Genomic DNA, 23,226 nt, shown 5'->3' with positions numbered 1-23,226 from the left:
TGTTTTACCTCGGCAGATTGTTTTACCTCGGCAGATTGTTTTACCTCGGCAGATTGTTTTACCTCGGCAGATTGTTTTACCTCGGCAGATTGTTTTATTAACACGCCGCTGCCGCGGTGGGGGAAGGTAGCGGTCCGCGTGGCCTGGTCCGGCGCCCAGCGCGCCGGACCCCGCATCGCCTCGCTCGTTCGCCCCCTCCGGGGCTGCCTTCGCGGCCGGCTCGCTCGGCCCCGGACGGACCGCTACCTTCCCCCACCGCGCCAACGGCTGCGCCTTGGTTTTTGCACCTCTGCCGGGACGAGTTGCGTGCTTGGCATTCTTGCTGTGTTTGGGGTTACCAAGAAAGAGGTCTTGCGCTCGCCCTGCCCGGGCCGCCAGCCGGCCCGCTTGGGCATCGGGGGTGGTATGACCCGATACCAGCAGCCGTCCCATCAACCCGATGTCCAGGCGCCGTGGGCGGGTGTGGGTTGGGCGAAAGTTTGAGCAAGCCGCGCAGGCGGCCTGTTTCCGGGAGGCAAGCCCGCGCTTGTCTGAGCGCCCATCCAATAAACCGATTGCCAGGCCCGATACGAGCCGCCGTCCGCCAAACCCGATCGCCAAGCCCGATACCAGCGCCCGTCCAATAACCGATTGCCAGATCCAATACCAGCGCCCGTCCCATCAACCCGATGTTCAGGCGCCGTGGGCGGGTGTGGGTTGGGCGAAATGTTGAGCAAGCCGCGCAGGCGGCCTGTTTCCGGGAGGCAAGCCCGCGCTTGTCTGAGCGGGACGCTTACGGACAGCCGGGGGCTGTCCGTTCCGCGAGTTCGCGGGCGCCCGGAAACAGGTTGACTGCGCGGGCAGTCACGGGCGAAGCCCGGGACCGCAGCGATATTGAGCCCAGCCCACACCCGCCCACGGCGACGGGTTAAGAACAATATGATCCACACACCCCATGGCGCCGGGTTAAGAACAACATGATCCACACCCCGCCCACGGCAACGGTTTAAAACACGATCCCACTGCGCCGGGTTAAGAACATGACCACGGCGCCGGGTTAAGAACACGACCACGGCGCCGGGCTTAAAACACAACCACGGCGCCAGGTTTATAACCCCCCAGGGCTTCTAAAGAAAAGAATTACCGCACCATACCCGCGGCGGCGGTCTGGTGGGTGGCGGCGTCGATCAGAATGAACGCCCCGGTTGCGGCCTGCTCCGCATAAGGATCCAGCGCCAGAAAATCCCTGGAAACCAGCGTCACCCGGCCGATATCATTCATGCCCAGCCCGCCGCCGGCCTCCACATGCTGCAACTCGTGCATATCGCGGCGCGTATGCACCGCCTTGACCTTCGCCTGCGTCAGCCGCGTACCCTGCTTCAGCCAATACTGGCGCAGCGGATTGAGCGGCTGCTGGTCCAGCCAGCACAGTTCCGCCTCGAATTCCTTGGCCACCCGGACCTCGGCATCCGACTGCACGATCAGATCGCCGCGCGACACATCGATATCGCGGTCCAGCACCAGCGTCGCCGTGTCGCCGGCAAGCACCGACTCCACATCGCGGTCGAACTGCACCAGGCGCGCCACCTTGGCGACCTGGCCGCCCGGCAGCACCTTGATCTCGTCGCCCACGCTCAGCCTGCCGCCCGCCAGCTGGCCCGCATAGCCGCGGAAATCGTTCACATCGTGGCCGCCATGGCGTATCACCCACTGCACAAAGAAACGCGAAGAAGAGCCCTCATCGACAGCCGTCGCGACAGGCAGGCCTTCCAGCAGCGCCAGCAGCGGCGGGCCGCTATACCAGGGCGTGTGCTCCGAGCGCTCCACCACATTGTCGCCCTTGAGGGCCGAAATGGGCAGGATATGGAATTCGGCTATCCCCAACTGTTGCGCCAGCTTCGCATACGCCTCGCGTATGCCTTCGAAAAGCGCCGGGTCCCAGCCCACCAGATCCATTTTATTGACCGCTACAACGATGTGCTTCAGGCCGAGCAGCTGCGCCAGCGCGCTATGGCGCTTGGTTTGCGCCAGCAACTGGCCATCCTGCACCCGGCTGGCGTCGATCAGGATGATGGCCACCTCGGCGGTCGAGGCGCCCGTGACCATATTGCGTGTGTACTGCTCGTGCCCGGGGGCGTCGGCCACGATGAACTTGCGCAGCGGCGTGGCGAAATAGCGGTAGGCCACATCTATGGTGATGCCTTGCTCGCGCTCGGCTTCCAGGCCGTCGGTCAATAGCGACAGATCGATTTCGCTGGCGGCTACGCGCTTGTACTTGGAGCGCGTGATGGACGCCAGCTGATCGGCGAACACGCCCTTGCTGTCGTACAGCAAGCGGCCTATCAGGGTGGACTTGCCGTCATCGACGGAGCCGGCGGTGATCAGGCGCAACACGCCGGTGTCGACCGCCGAAATCCAGGACTCATTGACTGCGTTCATCAGAAATACCCCAGTTTTTTCCGGCGTTCCATGGAAGCTTCGGAAGTTTGATCATCCATGCGGGTGGCGCCGCGCTCGGTAATCGTGGTGATGGCCGTCTCGGCGATGATCGCCTCGGGACTGTCGGCGCCGGACTCCACCGGGCAAGTGCAGGAAATATCGCCCACGGTGCGAAAGCGCACGGTCGCGGTTTCCGGCGACTCCCCCGCCTTGGGCGGGGTGAGCGGCGTCACCGGCACCAGCAGGCCGCTGCGCCTGATGACCTGGCGTTCATGCGCGTAGTAGATGGACGGCAGGTCCAGCTTTTCACGGGCGATGTATTGCCAGACGTCCAGTTCCGTCCAGTTGGAGATGGGGAAGACGCGCATGTTCTCGCCGGGGTGGACTTTGGTATTGAACAGGTTCCAGAGCTCGGGGCGCTGGGCCTTGGGATCCCATTGCCCGAACTCGTTGCGGAAGGAAAACACGCGCTCCTTGGCCCTGGCCTTTTCTTCGTCGCGCCGGGCCCCGCCTATGCAGGCATCGAAGCCGAACTCTTCTATGGCCTCGAGCAGCGTCGTGGCTTGCGCCGCGTTGCGCGAGTCGGTTTCGCGTCGCAGCACCACGGTGCCCCGCGCGATGGAGTCCTCGACGCGGCGCACGATCAGTTCTTCGCCCAGCTTGGCGACATGGCGGTCGCGAAACTCGATGACTTCGTTGAAATTGTGGCCGGTGTCGATGTGCATCAGGGGAAAAGGAAAGCCGGCCGGACGAAACGCCTTTTCGGCGAGGCGCAGCAGCACGACGGAATCCTTGCCGCCCGAAAACAGCAGCACGGGCCGCTCGCATTCCGCCGCCACCTCGCGCATGATGTAGATGGCCTCGGACTCCAGCCAGTCCAGGTGCGTGCGTGCGGAAATTTGACCCATAGTCCTATCCTTTTGAATCCTGTAGATTGCCGGCGTGCAGGCCGCATTCTTTCGATAATTTCTGTTCCCACCACCAGCGGCCGGCGCGCAAATCCTCGCCAGGCCGGATCGCCCGGGTACAGGGATCGCAACCGATGGAGGGATAACCCTGGTCGTGCAAAGGGTTGTAGGGAATGTCCAGCGCCCGGATGACCTCCCACACCTGCTTGTCGGACCAGGCCGCCAGGGGGTTGTATTTCTGCAGGCCGAACACCGGGTCGTATTCGGCCTCGGGCAATTCTGTGCGGGTAAGCGATTGCTCGCGCCGCTGGCCGGTCAGCCAGGCCGAATGCCCCCGCAATGCGGCGCGCAGGGGTTCCACCTTGCGCAGCGCGCAGCAGGCCTTGCGCAGATCCACGCTTTCGTAAAAGCCGAATTCGCCATGTTCGGCGACATGGGCGCGCACCGCGGCGGCGTCCGGACTGACCACCCGGACCGCGACGCCATAGCGCTGCTCGACCACGGTTATCATGCCCAAGGTCTCGGCGGGCAGGCGTCCGGTATCCAGCGTGAACACCTGGATGGGCAGGCCGCCGCTGAAGATGGCGTGCGACAGCAGCATGTCTTCGGCGCCGAACGACGAGGCGAAGACGGCATCGGGATGCTGCGCGCCGATACGCGCCAGCGCTTGCCGCAGCGAGGCCCATAGCTGCTCGGTGGAGGAATCGAGGGAAGAAAGAATTGCGGTCACGAGGCGTTGGCGACAGAGGCTAAAGACGTAGTCTGACGGCGAAAGGGCGACGAGGGAACGAATAAATAGTAGAGTGTTTATGTTAATTAGCTATTTGCAAATCGTTCATGGCAAGGTAAAAGCGCACAGCGCATGCTCCATCGATACGTCCCCATTTAATTTTGTGGGATAACAATTGGGGACGTAGTAAGCTTGCCGCAGCAAAACATCCATCCCTGCCCGCGCCGCAGGCCCGCACATTGCTTCATTCAATTAACGCTTGAGGTCGTAATTATGTCCGAACACCCTACTCATCAACTCCCCTCGTACCTGAATTCGCATGAACTGGGACCGTGGGGCGTGTACCTGGAACAGGTCGAGCGCGTGACGCCCTACCTGGGCAAGCTGAGCAAATGGGTGGAAACCCTCAAGCGCCCGAAGCGGTCCCTGATCGTCGACGTGCCTATCGAGCTGGACAACGGCACTATCGCCCATTTCGAGGGCTACCGGGTGCAGCACAACACCACGCGCGGGCCGGGCAAGGGCGGCGTGCGCTTCCACCAGGACGTCACCCTGTCCGAAGTCATGGCGCTGGCCGCCTGGATGTCGGTCAAGACGGCCGCGGTCAACCTGCCCTTCGGCGGCGCCAAAGGCGGCATCAGAATCGATCCGCGCAACTACTCCAGGGGCGAACTGGAACGCATCACGCGCCGCTATACCAGCGAGATAGGGGTCATCATCGGGCCCAACAAAGACATTCCCGCGCCCGATGTCAACACCAACGCGCAAACCATGGCGTGGATGATGGACACCTATTCCATGAATGAAGGCGCCACCACCACCGGCGTGGTCACCGGCAAGCCGGTCTCGCTGGGCGGCAGCCTGGGCCGCGTCGAGGCCACCGGCCGGGGCGTATACGTGGTCGGCTGCGAGGCGGCCCGCGATAAAGGCATACCGATAGAAGGCGCCAGAGTGGTCATCCAGGGCTTCGGCAATGTGGGCGGCACGGCGGCGCGGCTGTTCTACGAAGCCGGCGCCAAAGTCATCGCCGTGCAGGACCACACCGGATGCGTGCACAATGCCAACGGCCTCGAAGTCCTGGCGCTGCTCAAGCATGTCGAAGAGCACGGCGGCGTGGCGGGCTGCCCTGACGCCGAAAGCCTCGGCGCCGCGGATTTCTGGGCGCTGGAAACCGAGCTGCTGATCCCGGCGGCCCTGGAAAGCCAGATCAATGAGGACAATGCCAACTCGGTGCGCGCCAGGATCGTCATCGAAGGCGCCAACGGGCCCACCACGCCCGAAGCGGACGATATCCTCACATCCAAGGGCACGCTCATCGTTCCCGACGTGCTGGCCAATGCCGGCGGGGTGACGGTCAGCTATTTCGAATGGGTGCAGGATTTCTCCAGCTTCTATTGGACCGAGCCCGAAATCAACCATCGCCTGGAAGCCATGATGCGCGCCGCCTACACATCGGTGGCGGCGGTGGCCGACAAACATCAGGTCACGCAGCGCACGGCGGCATTCATCACCGCGTGCACGCGCATACTCGAGTCGCGCGAAGTGCGCGGCCTCTACCCTTAATCCGCCAGCAGCAAGGCCAGCGGCAGGTCGGCGAACACGTCGGCCAGCCGCAAGACGCCGTCCGCTGCGCACTGGCGGCGGCTGCCTCCCAATACGTCGTACAGGCTCGCGCCGATATACCGGCGCGGCAGCACCACCCCCGTGTCGCCCCAGAATCCCGGATCTATCATGGGCAAGCCATTGCCATCGCCCACCGCTTTCGAACACAAGCGCGGCACCAGGACGAACACATGGCGGTCCTGCCAGGTGCGCAAGAATGCCAGGACATGGCCGCTATGCGCGCCCAGGACGGGCAGGCAGAAATAGTCCCCGAAAGCGAAGACATTCGGAAGATCGCGGCGCAGCGCCAGCGACCTGGCCAGCACCGCCTGCTTGAGGCGCCCGTCCTTCCAGCTGCCCACCAGGGCCGGCATGCCCGCCTGCGCATCCAGCGCATCCAGCGCGTCGAGCGCCGCCTGGCGCGTTGCGTAATCCACCGCGCGCCGATTGTCGGGATCGACCAGGCTGAAGTCCCAGAATTCGGTGCCCTGATACAGGTCCGGCACACCGGGGCTGCAGACCCGCAGCAGCGTCTGCGCCAGGCTGTTGACGGCGCCGGCCGGCGCTATCCCGCGCGCGAACTGCTCGATATCGCGCAGCAGGCCGTGGCCGCGTCCGCCCGGCATCAAGTCGTATACGAACTGCGCGCTGTCCTGCTCATATTCCAGATCCGGCTCGAACCAGCCGGAACTGATCTTGGCTTCGCGCAGCGCCTTCGTTTGCCACTGCACCACGCGTTCGGCATAGCGCTGCAAGCCCGCGCCGTCATCCACGGCCAGTTCGAGCGGCCACGCTCCCACCAGCGTCTGGAACAGCATATAGCGCTCGCCGGCCTGCGCGGCGCCGGCGGGCGGCGCGCCGCTGTCGGGCCACTGCAGCCAGCGCTGGCTGGCCTGCGCCCATGCCTGCGGCATTTCGCTCAGCACCGCCAGCCGCGCCCGCAGGTCTTCGCCGCGCTTGTGGTCATGGGTGGCGGTAGCCAGCAGGGAGCGGGGCGCGCAGGACGCGCGCCACAGATTGCGCTGGTGGAAGGCCTCGGACGAAATCGCCAGCACCGCCGGATCGGAGCCGACCTCGTTGCGTGAAAGCAGGCGTCCGTAGCGATAGAAAACCGTATCCTCCAGGGACTTGGCCGCCAGCGGCGGAGTCAGCTGCTGGAAGCGGCGTATCGCCTCGGCCTGCAAGCCAGGGACGACCGCGTCGCCGTCCTCCGCGGATGCCGCGGGGCCGCCGCCCAGCCAGAGATCCAGCAGGTCGAGCAGCGCCTGTTCGCGGCGGCTGTCGCGGCCCAGCCGACTGCGCACCTGGTCCATGACTTTGGCAAAACAGGCGGCGTCCACCTCATCGCGGCCGAACGGCTGCGCATAGCTCCGGTATACGGGAAACACGATCAGCAATTCGTCCAGCACCCGGGCGATCGCCTCCGGCGTCCAGTCGCGCGTATACGCGCTGGCCCTGGCCAGGCGCGACAAGGCGCGCAGCAAGCCTTTGCGCTCCGCGCCGAAATGGCGCCGCAGCATCAGGGCGCGGGCCTCATGCACCAGTTCCCGGACGGGGCGCGCATCCTGCGCCAGGGCCTCCCAATGGGCGCTCAGTGCAGCCTCCCCCGCCGGGTCGTGCAGCACCGCCGCCGCCTGGTCCATGAAATCGTAGCCGCTGGTGCCGTCTACTTCCCAGCGCTCGCCCAGCGTTTCGCCATTGGCCAGGATTTTCTCGACCACCAGCCAGGGCGCATCGCCGCTGAGCGCCCCCGGGCGCTGCGCAACGCGCTGCCTGAGTTCCCGGTACAACTGCCGGCAATAGGCGAGGGGCTCGGCCAGCCCATCCACATGATCGACGCGCAAGCCGTCCACCAGGCCTTCGGCGAACAGGCGCAGCGGCAGCTCATGCACCGCGTCGAATACCGCCTGCTGCTCTACCCTCACGCCGATCAGCTCGCTGACCTCGAAGAAGCGGCGCCAATTGATGGCGTCGGCGGCGCAGCGCCACCAGGCCAGGCGGTAGTGCTGGCGCTCCAGCAATTCATGCAGGCGCCGCCGCCCTTCGGACTGGCTGCTGTCGTACAGCGCCAGCACCTCGCGGGCCTCCCGGCCGTCCGCCGGCAGGGACCCCGGCGCCAAAGGATAGCGCGCGCCGCAGGCCTCGATCTGGAACGATCCGGCGGCATCGTCGAAGACCAGCTGGATGGCCCCGCCCGCCAAGGTCTGGCCATAGGGATCGGCCAGGAAGGGCGCCATCACCTTGCCCGCCAGGTCGGGGTCGGGCGGGCGCCAGTCGATATCCAGCCACGCCGCATAGGCGCTTGCCGCCCCATGCTGCAGCACATCCCACCACCAGGCGTTGCCGGCGTGGGTGGCCATATGATTGGGCACGATGTCCAGGACCAGCCCCATGCCGTGCGCCCGCAGGCGCTCGACCAGCGCCGTCAGGGCCGCCATTCCGCCGAGCTCCGGGCTCACCACGGAATGATCGATGACGTCGTAGCCATGCGTCGATCCCGGCCGGGCGCGCGAAATCGGCGAGGCGTAGAAATGGCTGACGCCCAGCCTGGCGTAGTACGGCACCTGCTCGCAGGCGTCCCGCAGGGTAAAGCCCGCGTGCAACTGCAGGCGGGCGGTCGCGCGCAGCATCATGCCCTTCTCCTGGCCTGCTTGATGGCGGCGATGCCGCGAACCACATCGGCGTCGGCGAAAATTTCGTCCACCGCCACAGGCAGGCGCTGGATCCAGTTGGGATGGGCCGGCTCGCCCTCGCCGCCGCTGCCGGGCAGATTGGGCTGTTCGGCAAGCCCGAGCAGGTCCTCCAGCGGGAAGACCGCCAGCGGGGACGGCGTCCTCGCCACGAAGGCCAGCACGGCGTCGCGCGGCGCGGCACAGGGCGGCTGCGCGCCCGGCCCGCCCGCGCAGCCCGCATCCAGCAATGCCCGCCACAGCGCGGTCTTGTCATGCTGCCGCGCATCGGCTTGCCGCGCGCGCTGCTCGCCGGGCCATTGCTCCAGCCGTCCGCGCCACTCCAGGTCGCGCCCCGCCCACCACCCGGTAATCGTGGGCAGGTCATGGGTGGTCGGCGTTGCCATGGCGTATGGCGACCAGCGCGATGGCGGCACGAAGGCCCCGGCCTCCACGGATTCAGCCTCCACGGATTCGGCCTCTTTCGGTTCCGGCTCGCGCGCGCGGCCGGATTCGCTGTCGGGTTCGCGTATGGTTTCAGGACTGCGTTCGAACCACAGCACACTGGTGCCCAATATGCCTTTGCGCCGCAGCGCCTCGTTGAAGCCGTCAGGCACCGTTCCCAGATTTTCCCCGACCACCACGGCCCTGTGGCGCCATGCTTCCAGGGCGAGCAGGCGCAGCATGTCATCCATGGGGTAGCGCAGGTAGACTCCATCGGCGGGACTGGCGGCTTGCGGAATCAGCCACATGCGCGCCAGGCCCAGGATATGATCGATACGCACGCCGCCCGCATGCGCCAGCGCCGCGCGCAAGGTTTCAATAAAAGCGGCATACGCGGTCTGGCGCAAGGCGCGCGGCGAAAATGCGGTAAGCCCCCAGCTTTGCCCGCGCGGCTGGAACAGGTCGGGCGGCGCGCCGACCGACACTCCCGCCAGCATCTCGCCCTGCTTGCTCCAGGCATGGCTGCCGCGCGGATCGGTGCCTATGGCCAGGTCGGCGATCAGCCCTATGGGCATGCCCGCGTCGCGCGCGTGCCGCTGCGCCAGCTGCATCCCGCTGTCGGCCAGCCATTGCAAAAAGACGTGAAAGCCGATTTCCGCCGCATGCGCCGCGGCGTAGGCCCCGACACTCGGGCCGCGCGGATCATGCAGTTCGGACGGCCAGTCCTGCCATCCGCTTGCCGGCCCCAAGGCCGCCAGGTGATGGGCGTGCAGGGCTTCATAGCAGGCATGGCTTTCCAGGGCCTCGCCGCCCCTCTGCCGGAACGCCGCGAATTTTTGCCTGAGGTCGGCTGGGCCGTGCTGGAGGAAATTGTCGAACAGCCGCCGCAGCAGCTTCAAGCGTCGCGGCAAAACATGGTGCCAGTCGACCCGCCCGGTATCCTGCGCCGCGGCGCAGGACCAGGCCGGGTCCATCTGGCCCACGGCCTGGCTCACCGCCTGCGCGCCCATGACGATGGACGGCTCGATATACGCCGCATTCAGGAACAGGCGGCTGGACGGCGCGTAAGGGCTGTAACGTTGCGGATCGGCGCTGAACATGGCATGCACGGGGCTGATCGCCAGCGCGCTGGCCCCGGATTGCCCGGCATGCCGGGCCAGGACCGCCAGGGCCGCAAAATCGCCGCCGCTCTCCCAGCCCGGCCAAACGGGCGCGGAAGAGCCCGTGCCGGCCGGCGCGCGGCGCAGGCTGTAGACCTGCGCGGCCACCCCCCAGGGGCGCACGGGACGGCGCCCGGTCAAGTCGCCCACGGAGGGGCAGCGCGCAGGCGCCACCGCGAGGGTGATCTGCAGCTCCCCTATGGCCAGGCTGTGGTATCCCGCCTGTCCGATGGCCGGAATGCTGACCCTGCCCGGCCCTGCGGGACTGGCCCTGCCTATATATTGTTTGCCGTCTTCCAGCGTCAAGGTATAAAGGGGCGAGCCCGCGTACCGGAAAGCCGGCGCCTCATTGACCGTGGCGATCAGCATGGCCCCCGCGCCGGCCTGCGCCTCGCTGCCAAGCTGGCCCATGCTTGCGGCAATCTGGCCCGGACTGGCGCAAGGCAGGCCCAGGGTGGCGAGCATGCTGCGCAATACCGGCTCTTTTACCTCGTGCCTCCGGCCGTACACATCCTGCCATAGCGGCGCCAGCCCCGCCGCCTCGGCCAGGCGCAGCAAGGCGGGATCGGCCTGGCCCGCGCCGCTGCTCACGCCTGTTCCTTTGTGTCCGCGGCGCCGGGCTGGCATGGCGCAAGCGTTGCGGACGCGCTGGCGGCAAGCACCCGGCCGGCGTCCAGGCCGCGGCCCGGGCGCGGCCTGCTCTCGAAGATAATGGCGGCCTGCATGGCCGAGGCGTCTTCAGGCAGTTCGACGTCCCGCGATGAAAAATTGCAGTAGAGGCTCAACAGGCGGCCATTGCCCAGGCGCCAGCGGGCCACCAGGCATAGCGGCGCCAGGATGCGCACCGAATCGCTGCGCGCTCCCTCCAGATGGGGGGCGATCAACTCGCGCCGCAGGGCCAGCAGGCGGCCGTAGAATTTGCGCCACAGCATGGCCCGCCGGTCTTGCGGGTCGCGGCGTATTTTGCAGCGCTCCCAGGTTCGCTCGTCATTCGGATCGGGAATGCGCTGCCGGGCCCGCGGGTCGGAAAATTCGCGAAAACCGGCGAACTCGCGGCGCCTGCCATCGCGCACGGCCTGCGCCAGCTGCGGGTCCGCGAAGCTGGTGAAATACTGAAAGGGCTCCCTGGCGCCATGCTCTTCGCCCATGAACAGCATGGGTATATGCGGCGCCAGCATCTGCACGGCGGCCGCGGCGCGCAGGGCGTCGGGGCGGCAAAGCGAAATCAGGCGCTCGCCCATGGCCCGATTGCCGGTTTGATCGTGATTCTGCAGGAAAAAGACAAAGGAGGAAGGCGCAAGGCCGGCGCTGGGCTCGCCGCGCGGCTGGCCATTGCGCCAGGGGCTGGGCTGGCCCTGGTAAACAAAGCCCTCGGCCAGGCAACGCGCCAGCTGGCCGGTGGGGTCGTCCCGATAAGCTATGTAATAGCCCTGGGTCTCGCCTGTCAGTATCCGGTGCAGCACATGATGAGCGTCGTCGTTCCATTGCGCATCGAAGCCCTGCGCCATCAGCCCGGCCAGGTTGTCGTCGTTTTCCAGCACCAGATGCACCTGCCTGCCGGGTTCCAGGCGCTGGCGTACAAAGCGCGCCATTTCGGGCAGCCAGTCCGGCCCTGAAATGGCGTGGACCGCATCCAGGCGCAGGCCGTCGAAACGATATTCGCGCAGCCAGTACAAGGCATTCTCGGCGAAAAAGGCCCGCACTTGCGGTTTCCTGAAATCGATCGCGGGCCCCCACGGGGTGCTGATATCGTCGCGGAAGAAATCGGGCGCGTAGGACGACAGATAATTCCCGTCGGGCCCGAAATGGTTATAGACCACATCCAGGAATACCATCATGCCCATGCCGTGGGCGGCGTCCACCAAGGCCCTGAGTTCATCCGGAGAGCCATAGGCGCAGTCCGGGGCGTAAGGCAGAACGCCATCGTAGCCCCAGTTGCGCGGCCCGGGAAAATCGGCGACGGGCATCAGTTCGATGGCCGTAATGCCGAGCGCGGCCAGGTCCGCCAGCATCGCCTGCACCCCGCGGAAGCCGCCGGCCAGGCCCGCATGCACTTCGTAGAGCACCGCATCGGTCCAGGGGCGGCCGCGCCAGTCCTCATTGAGCCAGCCATAGGCCTGCGTGTCGACCACTATGCTGGCGTCGTGGACATCGCCATCCTGCAGGCGCGAGGCCGGGTCGGGAACCGAAAGCCCGGGCCCGACCCGGTAGCGGTAGCGCGATCCCGGCGCGCAGGGCCGGCGCAGTTCGTGGAAGCCGTCGCCGACCGCCGCCATGGCCAGAGGCGGCCCGCCTTCCAGTTCCAGATGCACCTGCGCCGCCGCGGGCGCCCACAGGCGGAAATTGACCGAGCCATCGCCGCAGGGCGTGGCCCCGAACGTATAGCCCGGCCCGTCCTGCCGCGCAATGCCGGCGCCAGCGCCCGCAAGACTGCTCTGGTGGTTCTGCACCTCGCCTCCCTTTTCCATCACGCCGCCACGCTGCCCATCAGCAAGACCACGCCGTGAGCCGACACTTTTACGCTTGTATCCCGCAAGGGACTGGACACGACATGCAGGTCGGCCGAATCCAGCACTCTTGTCCACGGGCATGGCGACTCGGGTATCTGGAAGTGGACATCGTCCGGGCCGCCGTTGACCAGCAGGCAGGAAAGCTCGGTCGCGCCGTCCGGCAGGCGGCAGGCGCGCCTGAAGCCCAGGACCCGCCCTTCGGCAAAGTCCCAGGCCTGCTCGCTCATGAGCGCGCCATCCATGTCGTACCACGCCACCCGCGTGACTTGCGGCAATACCTGGTAATTGCCGTCCTCGAAGCGCGGCATGCGCAAGGAGGGATGCGCGCGCCGCAGCCGCGCCAGGCGCCCCACGAAGGCCGTGAGGTCGCGCCCCGCATGGCTGCCGGCCTGGGCCCAGTCCAGCCATGAGACATCATTGTCCTGGCAATAGGCATTATTGTTGCCCTGCTGGCTATTGCCGAATTCATCGCCCGCCAGCAGCATGGGCGTGCCGTCCGAAAGGAACACAGTGGCCAGCATGGAGCGCAGGACGCGTTCCCGCAATGCAATCACGGCGCGGTCGGTGGCCGGCCCTTCCACGCCCCAGTTGTTGCTGAAGTTCTCGCTGTGCCCGTCGGCATTGTCGTCGCCATTGGCTTCATTGTGCTTGTCGTTGTAGCTGACGACATCCTGCGCGGTGAAGCCATCGTGCGAAGCCAGGAAATTGACGGATGCCCACGGCCGCCGATGGCGCCTGTCGAAGATGGCGGGCGATCCCATCAGCCAGCCGGCCAGGTCGCCGCGCAAACCGGCCTCCCCGGCCCAGAAGCGCCGGATTCCGTCGCGGAATTTGTCGTTCCATTCGCCGAAGCTGGGCGGGTGGTTGCCCAGCTGATAGCCGTCGGGGCCGGTATCCCAGGGTTCCGAAATCAGCTTCAGGCGCGACAGCACCGGGTCCTGCAGGATCGCGTCGAAGAATCCCGAGCCTGGGTCGAAGCCCGTGCCCTCGCGGCCCAGCGTCACGCCCAGGTCGAAGCGGAAACCATCGATATGGTAGCTCTCGGCCCAATAGCGCAAGGAATCCATCACCATCTGCAATACGCGCGGGTGGGAAAGGTTGACTGTGTTCCCGCAGCCCGTGTCGTTGATGTAATAGCGTTCGTCGCCGGGAATCAGGCGATAGTAGCTGGCGTTGTCCAGCCCGCGCCACGACAGCGTGGGGCCCAGTTCATTGCCTTCGCCGGTGTGGTTGTAGACCACGTCCAGTATCACTTCTATGCCGGCGGCGTGCAGGCGCCGGATGGCCATGCGCAAATCGTCGGTCTTGCCGTTTGCCAGGTAGGAAGGTTCGGGCGCGAAGAACGCCAGCGTGTTGTAGCCCCAGTAATTGCGCAGGCCGCGCTCCACCAGGAAATGGTCCTGCAAAAAGGCATGCACCGGCAGCAGCTCTATGGCGGTGACGCCCAATTTATGCAAATGGTCGATGAAGCGCGGGCTGCCGAGCGCCTCGCTGGTGCCGCGCACCTCCGTGCGCAAGTCTTCCCTTTTCATGGAGACGCCGCGCAGGTGCGCCTCGTAGATCATGGTTTCGGCCCAGGGCGTGCAGGGCCGCTCTTTTGAGCCCCATTGGAAGCCGTCGCCGGTCACGATGCACTTGGACACCAGCGCGGCCGAATCGCGGCGGTCCAGGCTCAGATCGGCCTTGGGATGCTGCACGCGATAGCCAAACAAGGCATCCGACCAGCGCACCGGGCCGAACAATTTGCGGGCGTAGGGGTCTATGAGCAGCTTTTGCGGGTTGAAGCGGTGGCCGTTCCTGGGATCATAGGGTCCATAGGCGCGGTAGCCGTACAGCAGCCCGGGCCCGACATTGGGCAGGTAGCCATGCCAGACTTCGTCGGTGCATTCGGGCAAGGCGAAGCGCTTCAGTTCCCGGCGCCCGCCCTGGTCGAAAATACATAGCTCGATCTTGCTGGCATTGGCCGAGAACACCGCGAAGTTGACGCCCAGGCCGTCACTATGGGCCCCCAGCGGGTAAGGCAAACCGGCGTCCAGCCGGTCGGGCAGCGATAGACTCATGATGGATATCCTTCGGGAGCAAGTATCAGGGTAGACAATGGCGGCAGCATCAGCCTGAGCGATTGCTCCTGGCCGTGGGCGGCCTGGGCGGTGGTGGCCGCGCCTCCGCCATTGCCCATATTGGCGCCGCCATAGACCTGCGCATCGGTATTGAGCAGCTCCACCCAGCGGCCCGCGACGGGCACGCCTATGCGGTAATCGGCGCGCGGCACCGGCGTCATATTGCTGACCACCAGCGCGCACTGGCCGCCATGCCGGCGCAGGAAGGCGAATACGCTATTGTTCTGGTCGTCGCCTATGACCCACGAGAATCCTTGCGGATCGGCATCGCTGCCATGCAAGGCCGGCGTGGCCCGGTACACCGCATTCAGGTCGCGCAGCAGCTTTTGCACGCCGGCGTGGCGCGTGTCGCCCAGCGCCGGCCAGTCCAGCTGGGCATCGTGGTTCCATTCGCGCTCCTGCGCCAGTTCGCCGCCCATGAAAAGCAGCTTCTTGCCCGGATGCCCCCACATGAATCCGTAGTAGGCGCGCAGGTTCGCAAAGCGCTGCCAGCTATCGCCAGGCATCTTGCCCAGCAGGGAGTGCTTGCCGTGCACCACCTCGTCGTGCGAAAGAGGCAGGATGAAGCGTTCCGAGTAGGCGTACACCATGCCGAAGGTCATATCGTGATGATGGAAACGCCGATGCACCGGCTCGTACTCCATGTAGTGCAGCGTGTCGTGCATCCAGCCCATGTTCCATTTGTACTGGAAGCCCAGCCCGCCGGTCGCCTGCGGCGCGGTGACGCCGGGCCAGGCCGTGGATTCCTCGGCGATCATGATAGCCCCCGGACTATGCTGCGGCACCACTGAATTCAGCTGCTGCAGGAAATCGACCGCTTCCAGGTTCTCGCGGCCGCCGTGGCGATTGGGCGTCCATTGCCCCGCCTCGCGGCTGTAGTCCAGATACAGCATGGAAGCCACGGCGTCGACGCGCAAGCCGTCCACATGGTAGCGCTCGACCCACTCCAGCGCGCTGCACAGCAGGAAATTCCTTACCTCGTTGCGCCCCATGTTGTAGATCAGCGTATTCCAGTCCGGATGCAGGCCCTGCCTGGGATCGGCATGCTCGTAGAGCGATGTGCCGTCGAAATTCGCCAGCCCGTGCAGGTCCGAAGGAAAATGGGCGGGCACCCAATCCAGGATCAGGGCCAGGCCGGCCCGGTGGCACTCATCGACAAATTTCGCGAATTCGGCGGGAGACCCGTAACGGGCCGAAGGCGCGAACATGCCCAGCGGCTGATATCCCCATGAGCCGCCAAACGGATGCTCGGTAATGGGCAGCAGTTCCAGGTGGGTGAAACCCATGGCGACAACGTATTCAATCAGGCGCCGGCCGGCCGCGGCCCAGGTGCTGCCTTCGCCTTCGCTCTGGCCGGACATCCAGGACCCGAAGTGCGCCTCGTAGATGGAAATAGGCGCATCCGGCTGCTGGCGGCTGCCGCGCGTCGCCATCCACTCCGCGTCGGTCCATTCGAACCCGGCCGGTTCCGCCACGACCGACGCGGTGGCCGGCGGCATCTCGGTCTGCCGGGCCAGCGGGTCGGCCTTCAAGGGCAGCAGGCTGCCGTCGCGCGCGATCAGTTCGAATTTGTAGCGGGCCCCCGGCGCGACGCCCGGTATGAACAGCTCCCATACGCCGCATTCCCGCCTCAGGCGCATGGGGTCGCGCCGCCCATCCCATGAATTGAAGTCGCCCACTACCGCGACGCGGCGCGCATTGGGCGCCCAGACCGCGAAACGCGCGCCCGGCACGCCATCGACGGTCATCACATGCGCGCCCAGGCAATCGGCCAGGCGCCAATGCCGCCCCTCGGCGATCAAATGCAGGTCCAGTTCGCCCAGCAAGAGGCCGGATGCGGCCGCCTCGCCGGCCCGCGGATCGACGCCAGCTTTCTCAGTCATGTGGCACTCCCATCGTCGGCTGCGGCGAGCAGGCGCCGGGCGACACGAAGCAGGCCCGCCAGCGGAATGGGCAGCCATTCCGGACGATGCGCCGCTTCGTAGCAGATTTCATAGGCGGCTTTCTCGAACAAGGCCAGGTCGAGCAATTGATGCTGCCTTGCCTCGGCGCCGGCGGGCTCGGCCGCGGCCGCCGCCTCCTGACCGGCATCATCGGCCGCGGCCCTTGCGGCCTCGTCCAGAGCCGCGCGGTAGGCTTCCAGGAAGGCCGCGGTGGCCGTCACGCAAAATTGTTCCAGCAGCGCCTGCCTGTGCTGCTGCAAAGTGGCGGCGGCAGGTATGGCCAGCGCCTCGGGGTCCGCGGCGTCTTCGGGGGCTGGCGCGTCCGGGCGCGCCGGCGCGTCCGAGACCGTATGCTCGGCTGCCCGGAAAGCCGCCGTCGCATAGTCGAAAGAGCGCACCAAGCCGGCCACGTCGCGCCAGGGACTGGTCTTGGCGCGGCGCTCGTTCAGGGAACGCACCGGCTCGCCTTCGAAGTCGATCAGATACACATCACTCTGCGCGATGAGCACCTGGCCCAGGTGAAAATCGCCATGTATGCGGGTGCGCAAGGTCTTGACCGACAGCTGGGCGCGCCGGTCTATTTCAGCCAGCAAGGCATCGCGGCTGGCCTGCAGCTCTTCGAGATTGGCCCCGGCCTGCTCCGGCAGGGCGGCCTTGGCCGCCACGCTGGCTTTCAGGGCCTTGTCGAACATATTGCGCACATCCTTGGCCCATGCTTTGGCGTCGGCCGCGCCGGCGACTTCGGGCGCGAAGGCCGGATCGTCGCTGGGCCGCGCCAATACGCCGTGCAGCTGGGCCAGGCGGCGGCCTATGGCGGCGGCGACGGTGGCATAGCCGCGCAGTTCCTCCTCGTAATCGGCCTGGCTCTCGCCGGTCAGCGCGGCGTTTTCGAGCGTGCGCTTCAAATAGTCCTGCGTCCAGGCCCAGGCGTCGCCCTGGTTGGCGACGCGCGCATGCAGCAGGGCCAGGGTATGAGGCGTGCCGTCGGCATCCACGCGGACCAGCTCGCCCAATAGCGCGGCGGAATTGGCGTAGCCCGCCAGCGTAAGGTAGCGCGTCATTTCTGCTTCGGGATGCACGCCCGGCACCACATGCCGAACCAGTTTCAGGATGGCTTGTTCGCCCAGCGTCAGGGAACTGTTGGATTGCTCGCCATGAAACCACTCTATGCCCATGTCGGCGGGCCAGTCGATGTCCTTGAGGCCGGGCTCGCCCTGGAAATGCAGCATGAAGCGTCCCTTGGACGTTTCAAAGGGAATCTCGCGGTGGCCCTGCATGTTTTCCAGCAGCGCCAGCGCGAATCCCGCCACGGAAAAAGCATCGGTCACCAGGCCCAGCTCCGAGCCGCGGCGCACCCGCGCCAGCGCGTACTGCTGCGGCATGGTCGCGACAGGCTCGGTCCACAGCAAGGCCAGGGGCAGGAAATAATCGGCGGGCCCGGAGGCCAGCTCCACTTCGAATTCCGCCAGGAACAAGTCGGTCTGGCCCGGCAGCGGCAGGATATAGGCGATGCCGGTCGACTTGATGCGCTGGTCGCTGGCAAACCAGCGCTGCCTGGCGAGATACAGCGGCAGGACCTCATTGCACAGCACGCGGCGGGAACCTTCCATCAATTGATATCCGGCGCGCCGGCGCACCACCAGCGTGGCATATTCGGGCATTTGCTCGGGCATCGAGACATGCCAGGCCGGCGGCGCGGCGCTGGCGCTCAGCTCGAACCAGTAAAAGCCATAAGGAGGCAGCGTCAACAGATAAGGCAGCTCGCCTATGGTCGGAAATGGCGTGCCGCCGAGCAATTCGATAGGCACCCGCCCGGCCATGAAGGACAGGTCCAGTTCCACCGGCTGCGAAGCGTTGGACAGGTTGGCCACGCACAGCAGCACCACGCCCTCGTATTCGCGCAGGTAGGCCAGTATCTTGCGATTGCCAGGAAAGAGGAAGCGCAGGCTGCCGCGGCCGAAGGCGTGGGTTTGCTGGCGCTTGGCCAGCATGCGCCGGGTCCAGTTCAACAGGGAATGCGGGTCGCGCTGCTGCGCCTCGACATTGACCGCCTCGTAGCCGTACAGCGGCCCCATCAGCACAGGCAGCGTCAGGCGTTCCGGATCGGCGCGCGAAAAACCGCCATTGCGGTCGGGCGTCCACTGCATGGGGGTGCGCACCCCGTCGCGATCGCCCAGATGAATATTGTCGCCCATGCCCAGCTCATCGCCGTAATACAGCACGGGCGTGCCCGGCATAGACAGCAGCAGGCTGTTCATCAATTCGATGCGGCGCCGGTCCCGCTCCAGCAAAGGCGCGAGGCGCCGCCGTATGCCCAGGTTGATGCGGGCCAGGCGGTCGGCGGCATAGACTTCCCACAGGTAATCGCGCTCGCTGCTGGTCACCATTTCCAGCGTCAGCTCGTCGTGGTTGCGCAGGAAAATGGCCCATTGGCAGTTTTCCGGGATCTCCGGCGTCTGCTGCATGATGTCGGTGATGGGAAAGCGGTCGGCCCGCGCAATGGCCATATACATCCGCGGCATCAGCGGAAAATGGAAGGACATGTGGCATTCGTCGCCTTTTCCGAAATATTCCTGGGCGTCCTCGGGCCATTGATTGGCCTCGGCGAGCAGCAGGCGGTCCGGATAGTCGCTATCCATGACGGCGCGTATCTGGCGCAATACGGCATGGGTTTCCGGAAGGTTCTCGTTGTTGGTTCCTTCCCTTTCCACCAGGTAGGGCACGGCGTCCAGGCGCAGGCCGTCCACCCCCATGTCCAGCCAGAAGCGCATCACATTGATGACCTCCTTGAGCACCCGCGGGTTGTCGTAGTTCAGGTCGGGCTGGTGCGAGTAGAAGCGATGCCAGAAATAGGCCCCGGCCAGCGGGTCCCAGGTCCAGTTGGATTTTTCGGTATCGCAAAAGATGATGCGCGTGCCGGCATAGGCCTGGTCGTTGTCGGACCAGACATAGAAATCGCGGGCCGCCGAGCCGGGCCTGGCGCGGCGCGCCCGCTGGAACCAAGCATGCTGGTCCGAGGTATGGTTGACCACCAGTTCGGTGATGACGCGCAGACCGCGCGCATGCGCCGCCCGGATGAATTTCCTGACGTCGGCCAGCGTCCCGTAGTCGTCGTGGACGCCGCGGTATTCGGCGATATCGTAGCCGTCGTCCAGGCGCGGGGATGGGTAGAAAGGCAAGAGCCAAACCGTGTTGACGCCAAGCTCGGCAATGTAGTCCAGCTTGGAAATCAGGCCTGGAAAATCGCCCTTGCCATCATCGTTCGCATCAAAAAAAGACTTCACATGCAATTGATAGATGACCGCGTCTTTGTACCAGAGCGGTTCGTTTTGCTGCGCAGTCCGTGTTTTTCTTGGTTGGCCCATAAATTTCTCTTTCTGATCTGTCCATCGAATGCCTTCAGGCGCCAAAAAAAGCCCCCACGCTGCGCCTTTGGTCAAGCATGGCGGACCAGGCGCCACAATAGGAAAGGGCGTTCCTGCGTCAGTTCGACACGGTGATATTTCCCCTGCAGGTTGAAATGGCTGTCATCGAAAAGGTCCTGGATGGGCACGCTTGCCTGGTCGGGCAGGTCCCATTGCCACAGGGGCAGCTCCAGCGTGCCCGCCTGCCGGCCATGCGGATCCAGGCTTATGGCCACCAGCACCACGTTGTCGCGCTCGGGCGTCGTCTTGGAAAAGAACAGTATCTGGTCGTTGTCCACCCCATGGAAACGTATGCCCAGGTGCGATTGCAGCGCCGGGTTCATGCGCCGGATCTGGTTCAGGCGCCTTATCTCGGCCACGATATTGCCGGGACGGTCCCAGTCCCAGGAGCGGATCTCGTATTTCTCGGAATCCTGATATTCCTCTTTGCCTGGAATGGCCCTGGCCTCGCAGAGCTCGAAGCCGTTGTACATGCCCCATAAGCCGGAAGTCGTGGCGGCCAGCGCGGCGCGGATCAGGAAACCGGGCCGCCCGGAGCTTTGCAGGAAATATGGGTTGATGTCGGGCGTATTGACGAAAAAATGCGGGCGGAAAAAGTCCGCCACCGGCGCCGTATTCAGCTCCGTCAGGTAATCGATGAGTTCCTGCTTGCCATGGCGCCAGGTAAAGTAGGTGTACGACTGGGAAAAACCGACTTTGGCCAGGCGGTACATCATCTTGGGCCGGGTAAAGGCTTCCGACAGGAACAGGGTGTGCGGGTGCATGCCCTGCACCTCGGCGATCAGCCACTGCCAGAACGGCAAGGGTTTGGTGTGCGGATTGTCCACACGGAAGGTCTGCACGCCCTGGTCCACCCAGAACAACACCACGTCGCGCAAGGCCCGCCACAGCGCCGCCTGCTGCGGAGCGCTGGCCAGGGGGCTGTAGAAATCCGGGTTCACGATATCTTCGTAGCGCTTGGGCGGGTTTTCGGCATAGCGCAAAGAACCGTCCGCGCGCCAGTCGAACCACTCGGGGCGTTCGGCCAGCCAGGGGTGGTCCGGCGAGCATTGAATCGCGAAATCCAGCGCGATTTCCATATCATGCTCGCGGGCGGCGCGCATCAATTCGCGGAAATCGTCCAGGGACCCCAGTTCCGGGTGCACGGCGTCGTGGCCCCCTTGCGCGGAGCCGATCGCATAAGGGCTGCCGGGGTCGTCCGGCCCGGCTTGAAGGGCATTGTTCCTGCCTTTGCGATTGCGCAGGCCTATGGGGTGGATGGGCGGAAAATACAGGACATCGAAGCCCATGTCCCGTATGGCCGGCAGCCGTTCAATCACGTCCAGGAAAGTCCCATGCGCTCCGGGCATGGGACTTTGCGAACGGGGAAATAGCTCGTACCAGCTGGCAAAGCGCGCCTCGCGCCGCTCGACGACCAGCGGGTAGACGGCGTCGCTGGTGGCCTCGAAGGGATGGCTGTCGGCGGCCTGCATGGCCTGCGCCAGGGCGTCCGACAGCAAGGCCTCGACTTGCGCCGGTTCGCTGCGCGGCAGCGCCGCGCTGGCGGCCGGCTCGCCGCCGGGCGGCGCCGGGGAGCGGCCGCGCCGCGGCCGGGGCCGCGATGCCGGGCTCTGCGGCCTGCCTATGGCATCCAGCGCCGAAACCAGCGCATTCGCCGTGAAAGGCATGTCGTCCCGCGCCCGCTCCAGCGCCGCGCTGACCAAAAGGCGCCCCTCTTCCACTTCCAGCGACACATCCAGGCCAGCCGCGACTTTTTTCCGCAACTGCTCGCGGTACGAGCGCCAGACATCCAGCCAGGCCTGCACGCCATAGCTATGGCGGCCCATGCGGTCCGGCGAAAATTGCGCCTGCCAGCGGTCGTTTCCCAGATGCCGCATGGGCACCGCGCGCCATTTCGCCTCGTCGACGGCGCGCCACAGCAGGTTTGCCGCCACATGGTCATGGCCGTCCATCAGCACGTCGGCCTGGACTACGATGGCGTCGCCCAGCGCGCGCTTTATCGGAAAACGGCCGTGATCCACCGATGGCGTGATGTTTTCTATCGCAATGCGCGGCGCCCGCAAGGCAGCGGTGATGGTCTTGCGCTGATCGCCCGCGGAATTGGCCGCCCCTTTCACCGTGGCCGCCGGCACGGCGGGCACCAGGCTGCAGTCGGCTGGCGGCAGGACGCCGGGCAGCGCCGCTCCGGCCGCATCGCTTACCGTATAGCTGTGGGGCAGGCGCGAGCGCAGGGCCTGCCAGTCCACGGTGGCGGCTGCGCCGCTGTCCGGGTTGACAAGAAAAAGCCTGGGCGCGGAGCCGCCCCGGAAAAGCGCCGTGACATCGGCCAGCGGGCCCGACAGCAATTGCAGCCTCTGCGCGCGGCCCTGTCTCTGGGCTATCCAGCGATTGGTTTCCGCCACGGCCTGCTCGCCCACAATGTCTTCGAAACCCATGGGCATCAGCAGGCCATCGCCCACGAAAGCCGCCGTCCACAGCTTGCGCCTGGCCTGCTCGCGATCCTGCTCCTGCCATGCGGCGCGCTGCGCCAGGCCGGCGCCCGGATCCTCGAGCGGCGCGATCAGCGGCGCCAGCCGCCGCAGGCGGTTATGTTCCTCGACCAGCCAGGCCGACCGGTAATCCCACCAGGGCAGGGACAGGAAGGCGGCCTCGAAGCCCGCGGCCTCCAGGGGGCCCGCCTGTTCCGGAGTCAGGCCCGGCGTCCAGGCCATGAAGCAGCATTCCGGCTGCTGCGCATGAACCAGGGCCACCAGGGCTTTCCAGTTGTCCGGCGGCAAGCCGGCGGGAGCAAGGCAGCGAAAGCCCGCAACGCCGGCATTGGACCACTGCCGCAGCCGCTCGCCCCACCACTCCAGCAGGCCGGCATCGGCCTGGCCGTCGCGCAAGCGGGCGCGCAGCAAGCCGGTCTGCAAGTCGCGGCGCGGGTCGAGCACAGGGCCGCCCGCCTCTTCGTACCAATCCTTGTTGGCCGTGGCCAAAGCGCCGGCCGAGACGACCCTGTCGAGCACCAGGTCCATCATGAAAAACAGTTTGTGGCGCTTGCATATCGCCGCCGCGGCCGCCAAGACCGCGCTCATCGAGTCCGCGCCGAACCATGCGGCCGCGGGCCGATCGGGGTCGTCCGGCGCGCCGGCGCTCTCCGCCGCGCCGGACGACCACAAGGGCGGGACCAGGATGCTTTGGAAGCCCAGCGCGGCGGCGCGCTCGCACAGGCCCTCCCACCATTCCTGCGCGCCCGCCCCGCCGGCGGCGCCCGGCTGCGGCGGCTGCGGATACGCATAGTAAATGCGGGACATG

Annotated in this window: 11 protein-coding genes; 1 reads left to right on the top strand and 10 read right to left on the bottom strand. The window is 65.9% G+C overall.

The window, feature by feature from the left end; translation table 11 throughout:
* Positions 1–1,119: 1,119 nt before the first annotated feature.
* From BUB23_RS06985 to BUB23_RS06975, 3 genes are read right to left on the bottom strand one after another with little or no spacing between them, the layout of a single operon-like run.
* Positions 1,120–2,418, bottom strand: coding sequence for a sulfate adenylyltransferase subunit 1 (locus tag BUB23_RS06985; RefSeq protein ID WP_073102383.1), 1,299 nt, complete (start codon positions 2,416–2,418; stop codon positions 1,120–1,122).
* Positions 2,418–3,326, bottom strand: a complete 909-nt coding sequence (cysD, locus tag BUB23_RS06980; RefSeq protein WP_073102382.1) for a sulfate adenylyltransferase subunit CysD — start codon at positions 3,324–3,326, stop codon at positions 2,418–2,420. Before cysD ends, BUB23_RS06985 begins: the two co-directional genes overlap by 1 nt.
* Positions 3,327–3,330: 4 nt before the next feature.
* Positions 3,331–4,056 carry a phosphoadenylyl-sulfate reductase gene (locus tag BUB23_RS06975; RefSeq protein ID WP_143160906.1) on the bottom strand — a complete coding sequence of 242 codons (726 nt, stop codon included), beginning with the start codon at positions 4,054–4,056 and terminating at the stop codon, positions 3,331–3,333.
* Between the two features lie 273 nt (positions 4,057–4,329).
* Between BUB23_RS06975 and BUB23_RS06970 the strand changes: the two genes are divergently transcribed.
* Positions 4,330–5,619, top strand: a complete 1,290-nt coding sequence (locus BUB23_RS06970; RefSeq protein ID WP_073102381.1) for a Glu/Leu/Phe/Val family dehydrogenase — start codon at positions 4,330–4,332, stop codon at positions 5,617–5,619.
* Here BUB23_RS06970 and treY read toward each other — a convergent pair.
* The 7 genes from treY to BUB23_RS06935 all read right to left on the bottom strand — a co-directional run bounded on the left by treY (position 5,616) and on the right by BUB23_RS06935 (position 23,225).
* Complete coding sequence (treY, locus tag BUB23_RS06965; protein ID WP_073102380.1) at positions 5,616–8,291, bottom strand: malto-oligosyltrehalose synthase; 2,676 nt, start codon at positions 8,289–8,291, stop codon at positions 5,616–5,618. The genes BUB23_RS06970 and treY overlap by 4 nt on opposite strands.
* Complete coding sequence (malQ, locus tag BUB23_RS06960) at positions 8,288–10,522, bottom strand: 4-alpha-glucanotransferase (protein WP_073102379.1); 2,235 nt, start codon at positions 10,520–10,522, stop codon at positions 8,288–8,290. Before malQ ends, treY begins: the two co-directional genes overlap by 4 nt.
* Positions 10,519–12,399 carry a malto-oligosyltrehalose trehalohydrolase gene (treZ, locus tag BUB23_RS06955; protein WP_073102378.1) on the bottom strand — a complete coding sequence of 627 codons (1,881 nt, stop codon included), beginning with the start codon at positions 12,397–12,399 and terminating at the stop codon, positions 10,519–10,521. The genes malQ and treZ overlap by 4 nt, the downstream gene beginning before the upstream one ends.
* On the bottom strand, positions 12,399–14,501 hold the full coding sequence (gene glgX / locus BUB23_RS06950; RefSeq protein WP_073102377.1) for a glycogen debranching protein GlgX: 2,103 nt from the start codon (positions 14,499–14,501) through the stop codon (positions 12,399–12,401). Before glgX ends, treZ begins: the two co-directional genes overlap by 1 nt.
* Complete coding sequence (gene glgB, locus BUB23_RS06945; protein ID WP_084135848.1) at positions 14,498–16,522, bottom strand: 1,4-alpha-glucan branching protein GlgB; 2,025 nt, start codon at positions 16,520–16,522, stop codon at positions 14,498–14,500. Before glgB ends, glgX begins: the two co-directional genes overlap by 4 nt.
* A complete protein-coding gene (gene treS, locus BUB23_RS06940) occupies positions 16,441–19,869 on the bottom strand; it encodes a maltose alpha-D-glucosyltransferase (RefSeq protein ID WP_073102375.1) in 3,429 nt (1,142 codons plus the stop codon). Before treS ends, glgB begins: the two co-directional genes overlap by 82 nt.
* Before the next feature lie 71 nt (positions 19,870–19,940).
* On the bottom strand, positions 19,941–23,225 hold the full coding sequence (locus BUB23_RS06935; RefSeq protein WP_073102671.1) for an alpha-1,4-glucan--maltose-1-phosphate maltosyltransferase: 3,285 nt from the start codon (positions 23,223–23,225) through the stop codon (positions 19,941–19,943).
* Between the last annotated feature and the right edge of the window lies 1 nt (position 23,226).

The organism is Pollutimonas bauzanensis (genome assembly GCF_900129885.1).
In the GTDB taxonomy this organism is placed as follows: domain Bacteria; phylum Pseudomonadota; class Gammaproteobacteria; order Burkholderiales; family Burkholderiaceae_B; genus Pollutimonas; species Pollutimonas bauzanensis.
The sequence above is the reverse complement of the archived record's forward strand: the minus strand, read 5'-3'. Positions and strand labels throughout refer to the sequence as shown.

Bases quoted from the DNA above. Each gene is read 5' to 3' on its own strand.
- BUB23_RS06935 (WP_073102671.1), bottom strand. From the start codon at position 23,225: ATGTCCCGCATTTACTATGCGTATCCGCAGCCGCCGCAGCCGGGCGCC.
- cysD (WP_073102382.1), bottom strand. From the start codon at position 3,326: ATGGGTCAAATTTCCGCACGCACGCACCTGGACTGGCTGGAGTCCGAG.
- treY (WP_073102380.1), bottom strand. From the start codon at position 8,291: ATGATGCTGCGCGCGACCGCCCGCCTGCAGTTGCACGCGGGCTTTACC.
- treZ (WP_073102378.1), bottom strand. From the start codon at position 12,399: ATGGAAAAGGGAGGCGAGGTGCAGAACCACCAGAGCAGTCTTGCGGGC.
- BUB23_RS06985 (WP_073102383.1), bottom strand. From the start codon at position 2,418: ATGAACGCAGTCAATGAGTCCTGGATTTCGGCGGTCGACACCGGCGTG.
- glgB (WP_084135848.1), bottom strand. From the start codon at position 16,522: ATGGCTGCCCATTCCGCTGGCGGGCCTGCTTCGTGTCGCCCGGCGCCT.
- BUB23_RS06970 (WP_073102381.1), top strand. From the start codon at position 4,330: ATGTCCGAACACCCTACTCATCAACTCCCCTCGTACCTGAATTCGCAT.
- treS (WP_073102375.1), bottom strand. From the start codon at position 19,869: ATGGGCCAACCAAGAAAAACACGGACTGCGCAGCAAAACGAACCGCTC.
- glgX (WP_073102377.1), bottom strand. From the start codon at position 14,501: ATGAGTCTATCGCTGCCCGACCGGCTGGACGCCGGTTTGCCTTACCCG.